Here is a 14,897-nt window from a genome sequence, read left to right on the forward strand (position 1 = left end):
GAGACGCGTCTGCCAGCACCGCTTGTCGAACAAAGGTTATAAATTGCTGGAAAAATCAAATTAGAAGCATAAAAATCCGCTTTTTCCCTGCAAGATATTCAATAGCGATCAACAGTAACGTTTTAAGCTACACGACAACAGGAGCGATTAAGACGCTTCTCTGTAGTTTTACTACTGGGTCCGATACTCGGAGGGCTGAAATCGTCGTCGATTTGTAGTAAAACTACACGCCGCCGGATCCCACCCTCCGGTAATCCAAGAATTTATGTCGTCTGCCCACAAGGCCAGTCGCAAACTCAGGCAACCGATTCTGGAAGCCTTTCCGCCCTGGAGCAAGCCATGCAAGACCTCGATCCCGTCGAAACCCAGGAATGGCTGGACGCCCTGGAATCGGTTCTCGACAAAGAAGGCGAAGACCGCGCTCACTACCTGATGACCCGTTTGGGCGAGCTGGCCACCCGTAGTGGTTCGCAGCTGCCGTACGCCATCACCACGCCATATCGCAACACCATTCCTGTCACCCACGAAGCACGCATGCCTGGCGACCTGTTCATGGAACGCCGCATTCGCTCGCTGGTGCGCTGGAACGCATTGGCCATGGTCGTCAAAACCAACCTGAACGACCCGGATCTGGGCGGCCACATCTCCAGCTTCGCCTCCAGCGCCACGCTGTACGACATCGGCTTCAACTATTTCTTCCAGGCCCCGACCGACGAACACGGCGGCGACCTGATCTACTTCCAGGGTCACGCATCGCCAGGCGTCTACGCCCGTGCGTTCCTCGAAGGCCGCATTACCGAAGACCAGATGAACAACTTCCGTCAGGAAGTCGACGGCAATGGCCTGTCCTCTTATCCACACCCGTGGCTGATGAAGGATTTCTGGCAGTTCCCGACTGTATCGATGGGCCTTGGCCCGATCCAGGCGATCTACCAGGCGCGCTTCATGAAGTACCTGGAGCACCGCGGTTACATTCCGGAAGGCAAGCAGAAAGTCTGGTGCTTCCTGGGTGACGGCGAGACCGACGAGCCGGAATCGCTGGGCGCCATCGCCCTGGCCGGTCGCGAGAAGCTCGACAACCTGATCTTCGTCGTCAACTGCAACCTGCAGCGCCTCGACGGCCCGGTTCGCGGCAACGCCAAGATCATCCAGGAACTTGAAGGCGTGTTCCGCGGCGCCCAATGGAACGTCACCAAAGTCATCTGGGGCCGTTTCTGGGACCCACTGCTGGCCAAGGACGTCGACGGTATCCTGCAACGTCGCATGGACGAAGTCATCGACGGCGAATACCAGAACTACAAGGCCAAGGACGGCGCGTTCGTCCGCGAGCACTTCTTCAACTCGCCTGAACTCAAGGCGATGGTTGCCGATCTGTCCGACGACGAGATCTGGAAACTCAACCGTGGCGGCCACGACCCGTACAAGGTTTATGCGGCCTACCACGAAGCCGTCAACCACAAGGGTCAACCGACCGTGGTTCTGGCCAAGACCATCAAGGGTTATGGCACCGGCGCTGGCGAAGCAAAAAACACTGCGCACAACACCAAGAAGGTCGATGTCGACAGCCTGCGTCACTTCCGTGACCGTTTCGACATCCCGGTCAAGGACTCCGAACTCGAAGCCCTGCCGTTCTACAAGCCGGAAGAAGGCAGCGCCGAAGCCCGTTACCTGAGCGAGCGTCGTGCTGCGCTGGGTGGCTTCGTGCCTCAGCGTCGCGCGCAGAGCTTCAACCTGCCGACGCCGCCACTCGACACCCTCAAGGCCATCCTTGACGGTTCGGGCGACCGTGAAATTTCCACCACCATGGCTTTCGTGCGCATCCTGGCGCAGCTGGTCAAGGACAAGGAAGTCGGTCAGCGCATCGTGCCGATCATCCCGGACGAAGCGCGTACCTTCGGTATGGAAGGCATGTTCCGCCAGTTGGGCATCTACTCGTCGGTCGGCCAGCTCTACGAGCCAGTCGATAAAGAACAAGTAATGTTCTATCGCGAAGACAAGAAAGGCCAGATCCTCGAAGAAGGCATCAACGAAGCGGGCGCCATGTCCTCCTTCATCGCTGCCGGTACTTCGTACTCCAGCCACAACCAGCCGATGATTCCGTTCTACATCTTCTACTCGATGTTCGGTTTCCAGCGCATCGGCGACCTGGCATGGGCCGCTGGCGACAGCCGCACCCGTGGCTTCCTGATCGGTGGCACCGCCGGCCGTACCACGCTGAACGGCGAAGGCCTGCAGCACGAAGACGGTCACAGCCACATCCTGGCGTCGACCATCCCGAACTGCCGCACCTTCGACCCGACTTACGGTTACGAACTGGCAGTGATCATCCAGGACGGCATGCGCCGGATGTTCGAAGAGCAGCAGGACGTTTTCTACTACCTGACCGTGATGAACGAGTCCTACACCCAGCCAGCCATGCCGGCCGGTGTGGAAGAAGGCATCGTCAAGGGCATGTACCTGCTCGAAGAAGACACCAAGGAAGCGGCGCACCACGTCCAGTTGCTGGGCTCGGGCACCATCCTTCGTGAAGTTCGCGAAGCGGCGAAGATTCTCCGTAACGAGTTCAATATTGGCGCCGACGTCTGGAGTGTCACCAGCTTCAACGAGCTGCGTCGCGACGGTCTGGCTGCAGAGCGCAACAACCGCCTGCACCCTGGCCAGAAGCCGCAGCTGAGCTATGTCGAGGAGTGCCTCAACGGCCGCAAAGGTCCGGTCATCGCATCGACGGATTACATGAAGCTGTTCGCTGATCAGATTCGTCAGTGGGTTCCAACCAAGGAATACAAAGTCCTGGGCACCGACGGTTTCGGCCGTAGCGACAGCCGCAAGAAGCTGCGTCACTTCTTTGAAGTCGATCGTCACTTCGTGGTGCTGGCGGCCCTGGAAGCCTTGGCTGATCGTGGCGATATCGAACCCAAGGTCGTGGCTGAAGCCATCGCCAAGTTCGGCATCGATCCTGAAAAACGCAATCCACTGGACTGCTAAGAGTCTGCTTCAAGAGCGCTGATCAGAGCGTGGACAGCCGAGGATGCGGAATTTACTTGCCGTAAATGAGCATCCAACGCTGTTTCGTTGTAACTGAACCAGCGTATTCGTGAGTGAACAGGTTCTCCTAAGGAGAGACATAGTGAGTGAGTTAATTCGTGTACCCGACATCGGCAACGGTGAAGGCGAAGTCATTGAATTGATGGTCAAGGTCGGTGATCGCATCGAGGCCGACCAGAGCATTCTGACGCTTGAGTCGGACAAGGCGAGCATGGAAATCCCTGCCCCCAAGGCTGGCGTCATCAAGACCATGAAGGTCAAGCTGGGCGACCGCCTGAAAGAAGGCGACGAGCTGTTCGAACTGGAAGTGGAAGGCGAAGCAGCTGCGGCTCCGGCACCTGCTGCCGAACCTGCTGCGGCCCCGGCCGCCGCCGAAAAGCCGGCTGAAGCCGCAGCCGCTGCGCCTGCGCCTGCTCCGGCAGCCAGCGCCAGCGTTCAGGACATCCACGTGCCGGACATCGGTTCGTCGGGCAAGGCCAAGATCATCGAACTGATGGTCAAGGTCGGTGACAGCATCCAGGCCGATCAGTCGCTGATTACCCTGGAATCCGACAAGGCCAGCATGGAGATCCCTTCTCCGGCCGCAGGCGTTGTCGAGAGCATCGAAGTCAAACTGGACCAGGAAGTCGGTACCGGCGACCTGATCCTGAAACTGAAAGTCGAAGGTGCCGCGCCTGCCGCTGCTCCGGCGCCTGCCGCCAGCGCACCCGCTGCTGCCCCTGCCAAGGCTGAAGCCGCGGCTCCTGCCGCACCTGCTCCCAAGGCAGAGGCGGCACCTGCGCCGGCTGCTCCAGCGGCTCCGGCCAAAGACGGCGCCAAGGTTCATGCAGGCCCGGCCGTTCGTCAGCTGGCCCGCGAATTCGGCGTCGAGCTGAGCGCGGTCAGTTCCACCGGCCCGCACGGTCGTGTGCTGAAAGAAGACGTTCAGGCTTACGTCAAAACCATGATGCAGAAGGCCAAGGAAGCGCCAGCTGGCGGCGCAAGCGGCGGCTCGGGCATCCCGCCAATTCCGGAAGTCGATTTCAGCCGTTTCGGCGAGATCGAAGAAGTGCCGATGACGCGTCTGATGCAACTCGGCGCTTCCGGTCTGCACCGCAGCTGGCTGAACATCCCGCACGTCACGCAATTCGACCAGGCCGACATTACCGACCTGGAAGCTTTCCGTGTGGCGCAGAAAGGCGCTGCCGAGAAAGCTGGCGTCAAGCTGACCGTTCTGCCACTGCTGCTCAAATCCTGCGCCCACCTGCTCAAGGAGCTGCCGGACTTCAACGCTTCGCTGGCACCTAGCGGCAAGGCCGTGATTCGCAAGAAGTACGTGCACATCGGCTTTGCCGTGGACACCCCGGACGGCCTGCTGGTCCCGGTCATCCGCGACGTCGACCAGAAGAGCCTGTTGCAACTGGCTGCCGAAGCCGCCGCATTGGCGGAAAAGGCGCGCAACAAGAAACTGACTGCGAACGACATGCAGGGCGCGTGCTTCACCATCTCCAGCCTCGGCCACATTGGCGGCACCGGCTTCACGCCGATCGTCAACGCGCCGGAAGTGGCGATCCTCGGTGTTTCCAAGGCAACCATCCAGCCCGTCTGGGACGGTAAAGCCTTCCAGCCGAAACTGATGCTGCCGCTGTCGCTGTCCTACGATCACCGCGTGATCAACGGCGCAGCTGCTGCCCGCTTTACCAAGCGCTTGAGCGAATTGCTGGCGGACATCCGTACAATCCTGCTGTAAGCCCTGCAGGCCCGTTCCCGGACGGGCCTTGCTGTACACCTTTGCGAGCTGCCACGCTCGAACCTCAACCCCGCCCTCCAGCGGGGATTTTTTTGTCTGGCCATCGCGCCCATGCTCCGCGCTGATTGCTGGATCCTGTGGGAGTGACCGGGGCGGCGATCCGCATTGCTCACGACCCATCTTCGGGGGTTGTACGGACCCCTTCGCGAGCAAGCTCGCTCCCACGACCTTTATCGCGGTGCCAGGTCTGACTGGCGGGTGATACACTACGCGACATTTTTGTTTTGCAGGTTCACCGTCGTGACTAACACCGCTTTCAATTCTCTGCCCCTGTCTGCTGCCATGCTGGCTAACCTGGAGTCGCTTGGTTATGCCGAAATGACACCGATTCAGGCGCAGAGCCTGCCGGTGATCCTCAAGGGCATGGACCTGATCGCGCAAGCCAAGACCGGCAGCGGCAAGACCGCTGCATTCGGCATCGGCCTGCTCAACCCTATCAACCCGCGTTTCTTCGGTTGCCAGGCACTGGTCATGTGCCCGACCCGCGAACTGGCGGATCAGGTGGCCAAGGAAATCCGCCGTCTGGCGCGTTCCGAGGACAACATCAAGGTCCTGACCCTGTGTGGCGGCGTTTCATTCGGCCCGCAGATCGGCTCGCTGGAGCATGGCGCGCACATCATCGTCGGTACTCCGGGTCGCATACAGCAGCACTTGCGCAAGGGCTCGCTGGTCCTGGACGGCCTGAACACGCTGATTCTCGATGAAGCCGACCGCATGCTGGACATGGGTTTCTACGACGCCATCGCCGACATCATCGAGCAGACGCCGCAGCGCCGTCAGACGCTGCTGTTCTCGGCGACCTACCCGGTCGGTATCAAGCAGTTATCCTCGAAATTCATGCGTGATCCACAGACCGTGAAAGTCGAAGCACTGCACGCCGACAGTCAGATCGAGCAGATTTTCTACGAGATCTCTCCGGAGCAGCGCCTGGAAGCAGTGGTCACGGTACTCGGCCATTTCCGTCCGACGTCCTGCGTGGCGTTCTGCTTCACCAAGCAGCAGGTGCAGGAAGTGGTCGATCACCTGACCGCCAAGGGCATGTCTGCCGTTGGCCTGCATGGCGATCTCGAACAGCGTGACCGTGATCAGGTACTGGCCATGTTCGCCAACCGCAGCACCTCGGTACTGGTCGCCACTGATGTGGCCGCGCGCGGTCTGGACATCGACGCGCTGGACATGGTGATCAACGTCGAGCTGGCGCGTGACTCGGAAATCCACATTCACCGCGTCGGCCGTACCGGTCGCGCAGGCGAGAAAGGCATCGCGGTCAGCCTGGTGGCTCCGTCGGAAAGCCAACGCGCGCGTGCCATCGAAGAGTTGCAGAAAGCGCCGTTGAACTGGCAGCAATACGACAGACTGAGCATCAAGGAAGGCGGCAAGCTGCTGCCCGCCATGACCACCCTGTGCATCGGCTCGGGTCGCAAGGACAAGCTGCGTCCGGGCGACATCCTCGGCGCACTGACCGGCGAGGCAGGCATTCCGGGCACTCAGGTCGGCAAGATCGCGATTTTCGACTTCCAGGCCTACGTTGCCGTCGAGCGCAGCATGGCCAAACAGGCCCTGGAACGTTTGAACAACGGCAAGATCAAGGGCAAGTCGCTGCGCGTGCGGATTCTCTGAAATAGTCGTCGGCTGGATTATCGTCCCCACGCTCCGCGTGGGAACGCCGTTCTGGACGCTCTGCGTCCGATTTTGAATAGGCACTGCGGCGCAGGTATGTGACGCAGAGCGTCACGAGAGGCATTCCCACGCGGAGCATGGGAACGATCGTGACCTGAAGATCGAGGAACCACGCTGTGCCCGTTACTGACGTTGTAATCATTGGCGCCGGCGCTGCCGGTCTGATGTGTGCGTTCACCGCTGCCGCTCGCGGGCGCAAGGTGATGTTGATCGACCATGCCAACAAACCCGGCAAGAAGATCCTGATGTCCGGTGGCGGGCGGTGCAACTTCACCAATATGTACACCGAGCCGGCCAACTTCCTGTCGCAGAACCCGCATTTCTGCAAATCGGCCCTGGCCCGCTACACCCAATGGGATTTCATCGCGATGGTCGCCAAGCATGGCGTGCCTTATCACGAGAAGAAGCTCGGCCAGCTGTTTTGCGACAACAAGTCCAGCGACATTCTGGAAATGCTTCTGGAAGAGTGCCGCGAGGCCGGTGTCAGCCTGCACATGGACACCTCCGTGCAGCAGATCGAAAAGACCGACGCCGGCTACAGCCTGCAGACCACGCTGGGCCCCCTGAACTGCCAGTCGCTGGTGATTGCCACAGGCGGGCTGTCGATTCCGACGCTGGGCGCTACGGGTTTTGGCTATCAGATTGGCAAGCAGTTCGGCCACACGCTGCTGCCGACCCGCGCCGGGCTGGTGCCGTTCACCATCACCGATCAGCTCAAGGAGCTGTGCACCGAGTTGTCAGGCACCTCGGTGGATTGTCTGGTGAGCTGCAACGACACCAACTTCCGCGAAAACATCCTGTTCACCCACCGCGGCCTCAGTGGCCCGGCGATCCTGCAGATTTCCTCGTTCTGGCAGCCCGGTGACACGGTGGAAATCAACCTGCTGCCCGATCACGACGTGCCCGCTTGGCTCAACCAGCAGCAGGCCGAGCGCCCCAACAGTGAGCTGAAAACCCTGCTGGGCGAGATGTTCACCAAGAAGATGGCCAACCTGATCGCCGAACACTGGTTCGTTTCCAAACCGATGAAGCAGTACACCCACGCCGAGCTGGCCGATATCGCCGAAAAGCTGGCGAGCTGGCAGGTGGTGCCGGCGGGCACCGAGGGTTATCGCACGGCCGAAGTGACGCTGGGCGGTATAGACACCCGCGAAGTGTCGTCCAAGACCATGGAATCGCTGAAATCCCCCGGTCTTTATTTTGTGGGCGAAGTGCTGGACGTGAGCGGTCATCTGGGCGGTTTCAACTTTCAGTGGGCCTGGGCGTCGGCCTATGCTGCCGCACACTACGTGTGACGTAGTCGCTGATACGCAACATCACGACACGACAAACCGGTATAAATTTTGCGAGGCGGATGTACAGCCAGTCATTTGGTCTGTACATATCCTCCTGCACGATCGATCAATTGCGAACAGGGCCGTCAAGCTAACCCATGGCATCGAAATCTCTCCGTCATACATTCCGTCGATTGTGGGCGCTGGATAAATTCAGCTATAGCGTTCGAGTCTTTATCGCACTGACCGGCAGCATGGCGCTGTGCTGGTATCAAAACGAAATGGCATTACTGATCCCGCTGTTTCTGGGGATTATTGCCTGCGCCCTGGCCGAGACTGACGACAGCTGGCAGGGCCGACTCAATGCCCTGGCCGTGACACTGGTGTGTTTCAGCATCGCCGCCCTCGCCGTCGAATTGCTCTTCCCCTACCCCATCCTGTTTGTCTGCTCGCTGGCGCTGGCCAGCTTCTGCCTGACCATGCTGGGCGCGCTGGGTGAGCGGTATGGCGCAATCGCCTACGGCACGTTGATCCTTTCGGTCTACACCATGATCGGCGTCGATCAACGTGGCGGTGAAGTGCTGGACTTCTGGGATGAACCGATGCTGCTGGTGGCGGGCGCGGCCTGGTACGGACTGCTGTCAGTGCTGTGGCAGATGCTGTTTTCCAACCAGCCGGTGCAACAGGCGCTGGCGCGACTGTTTCGTGAGCTGGGCCAGTACCTGAAACTCAAGTCGACCCTGTTTGAACCGATTCGCACGCTCAACGTGGAGGCACGTCGTCTGGAACTGGCGCAGCAGAACGGCAAAGTGGTCGCTGCGCTGAACTCCACCAAGGAAATCATTCTGCACCGCGTCGGCAGCGGCCGGCCCGGCTCCAAAGTCAGCCGCTACCTGAAGCTGTACTTCATCGCTCAGGACATCCACGAGCGCGCCAGCTCGTCGCATTACCCCTACAACTCACTGGCCGATGCGTTTTTCCACAGCGACGTGCTATTCCGCTGTCAGCGCCTGCTGCGTCAACAGGGCGTTGCCTGCCAGGCGCTGTCAGAATCCATCCAGCTGCGGCAGCCGTTCGTGTATGACCCCAGCTTCGCCGAAGCCATGGAAGACCTGCACGCATCCCTTGAGCATCTGCGCATCCAGAGCAACCCTGCCTGGCGCGGCCTGCTGCGTTCGCTGCGCGCGCTGGCTGCCAACCTCGGCACCCTGGATCGTCTGATCAGCGACGCCAGCAACCCGGACGCCGTAGCCGATGCCACCGACAGCAGCCTGCTGGACCGCTCGCCGCGCAACCTCAAGGATGTCTGGACACGCCTGCGCCTGCAGATGACCCCGACCTCGCTGCTGTTTCGTCACGCCCTGCGCCTGCCGCTGGCATTGACCATCGGTTACGCGATGGTGCACCTGATTCACCCGTCACAGGGCTACTGGATCATCCTCACCACGGTGTTCGTCTGCCAGCCCAGCTACGGCGCCACCCGGCTCAAGCTCGGCCAGCGGATCATCGGCACCGCGATTGGCCTGACTGTCGGCTGGGTGCTGTTCGATCTGGTTACCAGTCCGATTCTGCAATCGATGTGCGCGGTGCTGGCCGGGGTGGTGTTCTTCGTCAACCGGACCACGCGCTACACCCTGTCGACCGCCGCCATCACAGTGATGGTGCTGTTCTGTTTCAATCAGGTCGGCGACGGTTACGGCCTGTTCCTGCCCCGGCTGTTCGATACCCTGCTGGGCAGCCTTATCGCCGGCCTCGCAGTGTTCCTGTTTCTGCCGGACTGGCAGGGGCGGCGCCTGAACAAGGTGCTGGCCAATACCCTGACCTGCAACAGCATCTACCTGCGGCAGATCATGCAACAGTATGCCAAGGGCAAGAGTGACGACCTAGCCTACCGACTGGCGCGGCGCAATGCCCACAACGCCGACGCGGCGCTGTCGACCACGCTGGCGAATATGCTCATGGAGCCCGGCCACTTCCGCAAGGAGGCCGACGTCGGCTTCCGCTTTCTGGTGCTGTCGCACACGCTGCTGAGCTACCTTTCAGGTCTTGGCGCGCACCGTGATACGCAGTTGCCGAGCGATGTCCGCGAACACCTGATCGATAACGTCGGCGCCACGCTGGCCGCCAGCATCGACGAAATCGCCGCAGGGCTGGCCGAGAAGAGGCCGGTTGCGGTACAGAGCGATGTCGAGGAAGGGCTGGCCGCGCAACTGGAGCAACTGCCCGAGGACATGGACGAGAGCCAGCGGCTGGTGCAGGCCCAACTGGCACTGATCTGCCGCCAACTGGCACCGCTGCGCACCCTCGCCGCGCACCTGATCAAAGCTCCGGAGACTGCTGCAACCCATGCAGTCTGAGCAATTCATCGTAGGTGCCGTCCGCTTTCATGGCGGCAATTTCGCGATCGAAGTCAGCGACGATCTTTTCGTGATGCGGATTTTTCAGACTGACCAGAATATGCAGGCTGTTATCGCTTAACGAACCCGGTAGAAACTCGACCCGGTCACGCACCTCGTCCGGTTCCATCGCCAGGTTGTAGCGAGCGACGTATTCGTCTTCCAGGGTCAGGTCGACACGCTCGGCAGCAAGCATGCGTATGGCGGTGGAGAAGTTTTGCACAGGGACTTTCTGCAACTCGGTGTCGTTGTCAAACGCAGGGGCATAAGCGTAACCGCGCACCACCGCGATCATGTACTTGTGCAATTGCTCATGGGTCAGGGTGCCAATGGGCGACTCCTTGCGCTTGATGAAACGCACCCGATTGAGCAGGTACTCCGCAGAAAACTGGCCAATTTTCGTGCGCTCCTCGCTGAACCAGGCATTGATCAGCACGTCATGACGCCCCTGGCTCAAGCCGAGCATCGCCCGCGCCCAGGGCACTTGCTCATACAGTGTGGTGTACCCGGCACGGCGCAGCGCCGTATTGACGATGTCGGTTGCCAACCCGCCGTTGAGCAGCAGCGCGTCGGTAAAAGGCGGCCAGGGGTCAGCGACAAGACGCAACTTTTCAGCTGCATTGGCGGGCGCCATCAGCATGAAGACCAGCAACCCCACCGCTCGAAGCAACTGCGACATGCTCAGGTTCCTGAAAGGGGCGGCGTGCCCGATTTAATCCTATCGGCAGGAAAACGCTCGCGCGTTAGGCTCTGTACGCAAAGTCGGCGAGCGTAGGTCAGGCGAGCCTGTTCCACTTTTCGTACAGAGCCTAGAGCACCTGCCGTTTTTAATTGAAGACCTGAAGCAGGCAGTAGACAAGCCGGGGGAGCAACATGCTCACCCGACGTAGCATTCATATCGTTGACGGCGTTTATTGGGAATGTCGCCGGATACGTTTAGACTTCGCTTCTGGTTTCCCTGCGAGTCTGCAACATGTCTATCAAATGGATCTGCAAACATCACACCGAGCTGAGCATCCAGCAGCTCTATGCCGTGCTGCAACTGCGTGCCGAGGTGTTTGTGGTCGAGCAGCAATGCGTGTATCTGGACGTCGACGGACAGGACCTGACGGGCGACACCTGCCACCTGATGGCCTGGCAGGAAGACCAGCTGGTCGCCTACCTGCGTTTGCTCGACCCCATCCAGCAAGGCGGCGACGTGACCATCGGCCGGGTGGTGACTGCGCCTTCGATTCGCAGTCGGGGTATCGGCCATGAGCTGATGGAGCAGGCCCTGGAAAACGCCGAACGCAAATGGCCCGACCAGCCCATCTACCTATCGGCCCAGGCCCATTTGCAGGGCTATTACAGCCGCTATGGCTTCAATCCGGTGGGCGAGATCTACCTGGAAGACGACATCCCGCATATTGGCATGCGTCGCGATCTGGACTGAAAACCGCTCAGGGATACTCCAGCACAGCCTTGATGCGTAGCAGATTGTCGGCAATCCAGCCCTTGTCAACGGCGCCCCAGTCACGGATCCGATAGCTGCCGGCGTGATTGCGGCCACCTTCGAGCTGCTCGAAGTCGCACACAATGTCCAGATCGGCAAGCGCACTGATGGTGTCCTGAGCGGTACGACGAGGCATGCCGGTTGCCGTCATCAGCTCAGGGACACTGCTGGCGATCCGTGAATCGATCAGATACGCCACGTACAGGCGGCGATAGAAACTGCTTTTGGTCTTGCTGACCTGCATCGTCGAATCCTTTTTCAGTGCGTGGTTCAGCATGGCGCATGTGCGGCCTGCAGATCGCGGTACGTCAGGTACACGCGCAAATCAAACTCCAGCTGGTGATAACCAGGCAACATGTGCTCGCACAACTGGTAGAACGCCTTGTTATGGTCCGACTCACGAAAGTGGGCCAGCTCGTGCACCACGATCATTTTCAGAAACTCCGGCGGCGCTTCCTTGAACAGCGCTGCTACGCGAATCTCGTTGCTGGCCTTGAGCTTGCCACCCTGCACTCTGGATATCTTGGTGTGCAGGCCCAGTGCGCGATGAGTCAGGTCAAGGCGATTATCGAACAGAACCTTCTTGATGGCTGGCGCGTTGCGCAGGTGATCCTGCTTGAGCGCCAGCGCATAGGCGTAGAGGGCCTTGTCGCTCTGAATCTGATGCCGCGCGGGGTAGCGCTGTTGCAGGTAATCCGCCAGGCGATCGTCGGCAATCAACTGCTGCACCTGGTCCTGCAGGGCCTGCGGATAGGCCTGCAGGTATTTGAGCGGAGCATGGCTGGATGCAGTCATGGGGCCTTTGCATGAGATCGAAAAACGTCATTCTACAACAATCTCGTCTGCCTCAAGCCTGCCACGTCAAAGTGCCCGGGAAAGCGCAACGCCTCTTCCGGGACCATCGGGTGAGCGATCAAAAAGCCCTGAATGACCTGACAACCGTTGTCGGCCAGCCATTGATATTGCTCAGCCGTCTCGACGCCTTCGGCGATGACCAGCATGTCGAGGTTGCGGCTCAGGTCGATGATACTGCTGGCCATTGCCGCTTCGCGCTTTGATCCTGCGATGCTGGCCACAAAACGCCTGTCCAGCTTCAAAGTGTCGAGCTGAAGATTGCGCAGATTCGACAGCGAGCATTCGCCCGTACCAAAGTCGTCGAGCGCAATGCGCACACCGACGTCATGCAACAACTTCAGCTGTTTATGGCTGTGCGTGAGGTTATTCACCAGAGCGGTTTCAGTGATTTCCACTTCGATCTGCCCCGGTTTCAACTCGAAGCGATCCATGGCGCGCTTCAATTCCGAAGCCAGATTGGGCAGACAGAATTGCGTGGGGCTGACGCAGACACTCAGCACCATGTCGGGCGCAAAGATACGGCTCCATGCCTGACGCTGCTCGGCGCCCTGATCAAAGATCCAGCCGCCGAGCCGATTGATCAGCCTGGTCTCTTCCAGCAGCGGAATGAACAGCGCAGGCGGGACCTCTCCGACCGCAGGATGCTGCCAGCGCAGCAAGGCCTCGAAACCACGCAAGCGACCATCCGCCATGTGAATCTGAGGCTGGTACACCACTGAAAAATCCCGGCCATCGATGGCCGTGCGCACGCTTTCCTCAAGCATCAGTCGCGAGCGGGCGCGCCCGTTCATGTTCTGATCATAGAACCGGTATTGCTGCCGCCCGGCACGCTTGGCCTCGTACATGGCAATATCTGCCGCGCGCAGCAGACCGTCCAGATTCGAGCCGCAGTCCGGGAAGGTTGCAATGCCGACACTGGCACCCAGCGTGATCTCGACACCGTCGACCTGACGTCTTCCGGACACCCGCTCGATGAGCTTTTCGGCGATCTTGGCCGCCTGCTCGGGGTAATCGAGCCCGTCGATCACCACAGTGAATTCGTCGCCGCCGATGCGCGCCAGCACATCATAGGGGCGCATGCTGTCCTTGAACTGCTCGGCGACCCAGAGCAGTACCTGATCCCCTGCTTCATGGCCAAGCGCATCATTGATCTGCTTGAAGCCATCCAGATCCATGAACAGCACGACCAGGTATTTATCAGCCCGCTCGTTACGCAACAGCATGCTTTCAACCGCCTGATAAAGCCCGCGGCGATTGAGCAGGCCAGTCAATGCATCGGTGACGGCCTGTTTTTCAAGCTGCTGATAAAGATCACGGACCACCGACATATCGAGAACCGTCAGTACCATTGCCTTCTGTTCGGCAGGCAGCGCCGCGCAGGACAACGCCACGGGCAGTTGTGTGCCTTGCGCAGTGCGCAGAATGGCGTCATGCACCCGATAGGTATCGGACTTGCGATAGTGCTGATAAAAGCCCGAGTCCAGCCAGTGCCCCTCCTTAGGCTCGATGATGTAGTCCAGCACCTGAGTGCCGCGAAGGTGATCGACGGAGGTGTTCAACAACTGACAGATGGCCGGATTGGCAAAGCTGATGGTGCCTGCTTCGTCAACGACCAGAATGCCTTCGGCGACATTGGCCAGCACCGATGCATTGAACGCACGAGCCGATTCCAGCTCCAGCGACAGCTGTTGCAGCGCACGGCGATTGCGCTGCTGTTCAAGCAAAGTCTGTACCTTGGGCTTGAGCACATTCGGGTCGAACGGTTTGAACAGATAATCCGTCGCACCATTCGCATAACCCTTCTGCACCGCATCCTGAGTCTGCTCATTGGCGGTGAGAAAAATAATCGGCGTAAGGCGGGTACGCTGACTGCCGCGCATCAGTCGCGCGACCTCGAAGCCGTCCATGCCCGGCATTTGCACATCCAGCAAAACCAGGTCGACTTCCTGCTCGAGCAGTACGGTCAATGCTTCGATTCCGGAACTTGCAGTCACAATGTGCCAGTCCGTTCTTTGCAGAACAGCACACATCGTCACCAGATTTTCCGGGTAATCGTCTACAACGAGTAAAACTGAAGAGCCATCATCTGGCTGGGTTGGCACGCGTTCCATGCTGCTTCTCTATGTGGGCATGACGCCTGAGACTCAGGACGACCGTCATACTTTGGAATAACTCTAGCCTCGTCTCGCCAAAAGCAGAAGCAAGGCGCCTGTTCCCTACTGTCAAAGTTCGATCTACCCGACTAACGGTCATTCGCTACACCCCTTACAGACTCTGCCCTGCAGAAGAAGTGACAGCACTTTGACGCCATCCGTTCGACATTTTTTTATTAACAAATTGTCCTACGAGCCGTATAAAACCCGCCT

Annotated in this window: 10 protein-coding genes; 6 read left to right on the forward strand and 4 right to left on the reverse strand. The window is 59.6% G+C overall.

Annotated elements, in window-relative coordinates:
- The first annotated feature begins 339 nt into the window (after positions 1 to 339).
- The 5 genes from aceE (at position 340) to yccS (ending at position 10,145) form a co-directional block, all read left to right on the forward strand.
- Positions 340 to 2,985: a pyruvate dehydrogenase (acetyl-transferring), homodimeric type gene (aceE, locus tag PCPL58_RS25870; protein WP_065350777.1), complete on the forward strand. Its 2,646-nt coding sequence runs from the start codon at positions 340 to 342 to the stop codon at positions 2,983 to 2,985.
- A 142-nt stretch (positions 2,986 to 3,127) separates the two neighbouring features.
- Positions 3,128 to 4,774 (forward strand): dihydrolipoyllysine-residue acetyltransferase, encoded by a 1,647-nt coding sequence (gene aceF / locus PCPL58_RS25875; RefSeq protein WP_065350778.1) that lies wholly within the window; start codon positions 3,128 to 3,130, stop codon positions 4,772 to 4,774.
- A gap of 300 nt (positions 4,775 to 5,074) precedes the next feature.
- Positions 5,075 to 6,454, forward strand: coding sequence for an ATP-dependent RNA helicase DbpA (dbpA, locus tag PCPL58_RS25880; RefSeq protein WP_065350779.1), 1,380 nt, complete (start codon positions 5,075 to 5,077; stop codon positions 6,452 to 6,454).
- Positions 6,455 to 6,630: 176 nt separating this feature from the next.
- Positions 6,631 to 7,809: a BaiN/RdsA family NAD(P)/FAD-dependent oxidoreductase gene (locus tag PCPL58_RS25885; protein ID WP_065350780.1), complete on the forward strand. Its 1,179-nt coding sequence runs from the start codon at positions 6,631 to 6,633 to the stop codon at positions 7,807 to 7,809.
- A gap of 137 nt (positions 7,810 to 7,946) precedes the next feature.
- Positions 7,947 to 10,145 (forward strand): YccS family putative transporter, encoded by a 2,199-nt coding sequence (yccS, locus tag PCPL58_RS25890; RefSeq protein ID WP_065350781.1) that lies wholly within the window; start codon positions 7,947 to 7,949, stop codon positions 10,143 to 10,145.
- Here yccS and PCPL58_RS25895 read toward each other — a convergent pair.
- Positions 10,108 to 10,863 carry a substrate-binding periplasmic protein gene (locus PCPL58_RS25895; RefSeq protein ID WP_058397739.1) on the reverse strand — a complete coding sequence of 252 codons (756 nt, stop codon included), beginning with the start codon at positions 10,861 to 10,863 and terminating at the stop codon, positions 10,108 to 10,110. The two genes, yccS and PCPL58_RS25895, sit on opposite strands and share 38 nt — an antisense overlap.
- Positions 10,864 to 11,157: 294 nt before the next feature.
- On the opposite strand from PCPL58_RS25895, the gene PCPL58_RS25900 reads away from it, so the two are divergent.
- Positions 11,158 to 11,616 carry a GNAT family N-acetyltransferase gene (locus PCPL58_RS25900; RefSeq protein ID WP_065350782.1) on the forward strand — a complete coding sequence of 153 codons (459 nt, stop codon included), beginning with the start codon at positions 11,158 to 11,160 and terminating at the stop codon, positions 11,614 to 11,616.
- Positions 11,617 to 11,623: 7 nt separating this feature from the next.
- Here the strand turns inward: PCPL58_RS25900 and PCPL58_RS25905 are convergent, their stop codons facing one another.
- The 3 genes from PCPL58_RS25905 to PCPL58_RS25915 are packed head-to-tail and all read right to left on the reverse strand — an operon-like array spanning position 11,624 to position 14,642.
- A complete protein-coding gene (locus tag PCPL58_RS25905; RefSeq protein ID WP_003366205.1) occupies positions 11,624 to 11,920 on the reverse strand; it encodes a winged helix-turn-helix domain-containing protein in 297 nt (98 codons plus the stop codon).
- Between the two features lie 26 nt (positions 11,921 to 11,946).
- Positions 11,947 to 12,471: a M48 metallopeptidase family protein gene (locus PCPL58_RS25910; protein ID WP_003366203.1), complete on the reverse strand. Its 525-nt coding sequence runs from the start codon at positions 12,469 to 12,471 to the stop codon at positions 11,947 to 11,949.
- A gap of 32 nt (positions 12,472 to 12,503) precedes the next feature.
- The gene (locus PCPL58_RS25915) at positions 12,504 to 14,642 is read right to left on the reverse strand and encodes a two-component system response regulator (protein ID WP_065350783.1); all 2,139 of its coding nucleotides are present in this window, start codon (positions 14,640 to 14,642) and stop codon (positions 12,504 to 12,506) included.
- Between the last annotated feature and the right edge of the window lie 255 nt (positions 14,643 to 14,897).

Origin of the sequence: Pseudomonas cerasi, from assembly GCF_900074915.1 — a bacterium.
GTDB lineage: Bacteria > Pseudomonadota > Gammaproteobacteria > Pseudomonadales > Pseudomonadaceae > Aquipseudomonas > Aquipseudomonas cerasi.

What these genes read in the sequence shown, in the direction of transcription:
- aceE (WP_065350777.1), top strand. Translation starts at nt 340, where the DNA reads ATGCAAGACCTCGATCCCGTCGAAACCCAGGAATGGCTGGACGCCCTG.
- PCPL58_RS25905 (WP_003366205.1), bottom strand. Translation starts at nt 11,920, where the DNA reads ATGCAGGTCAGCAAGACCAAAAGCAGTTTCTATCGCCGCCTGTACGTG.
- yccS (WP_065350781.1), top strand. Translation starts at nt 7,947, where the DNA reads ATGGCATCGAAATCTCTCCGTCATACATTCCGTCGATTGTGGGCGCTG.
- PCPL58_RS25915 (WP_065350783.1), bottom strand. Translation starts at nt 14,642, where the DNA reads ATGGAACGCGTGCCAACCCAGCCAGATGATGGCTCTTCAGTTTTACTC.
- PCPL58_RS25895 (WP_058397739.1), bottom strand. Translation starts at nt 10,863, where the DNA reads ATGTCGCAGTTGCTTCGAGCGGTGGGGTTGCTGGTCTTCATGCTGATG.
- PCPL58_RS25910 (WP_003366203.1), bottom strand. Translation starts at nt 12,471, where the DNA reads ATGACTGCATCCAGCCATGCTCCGCTCAAATACCTGCAGGCCTATCCG.
- PCPL58_RS25900 (WP_065350782.1), top strand. Translation starts at nt 11,158, where the DNA reads ATGTCTATCAAATGGATCTGCAAACATCACACCGAGCTGAGCATCCAG.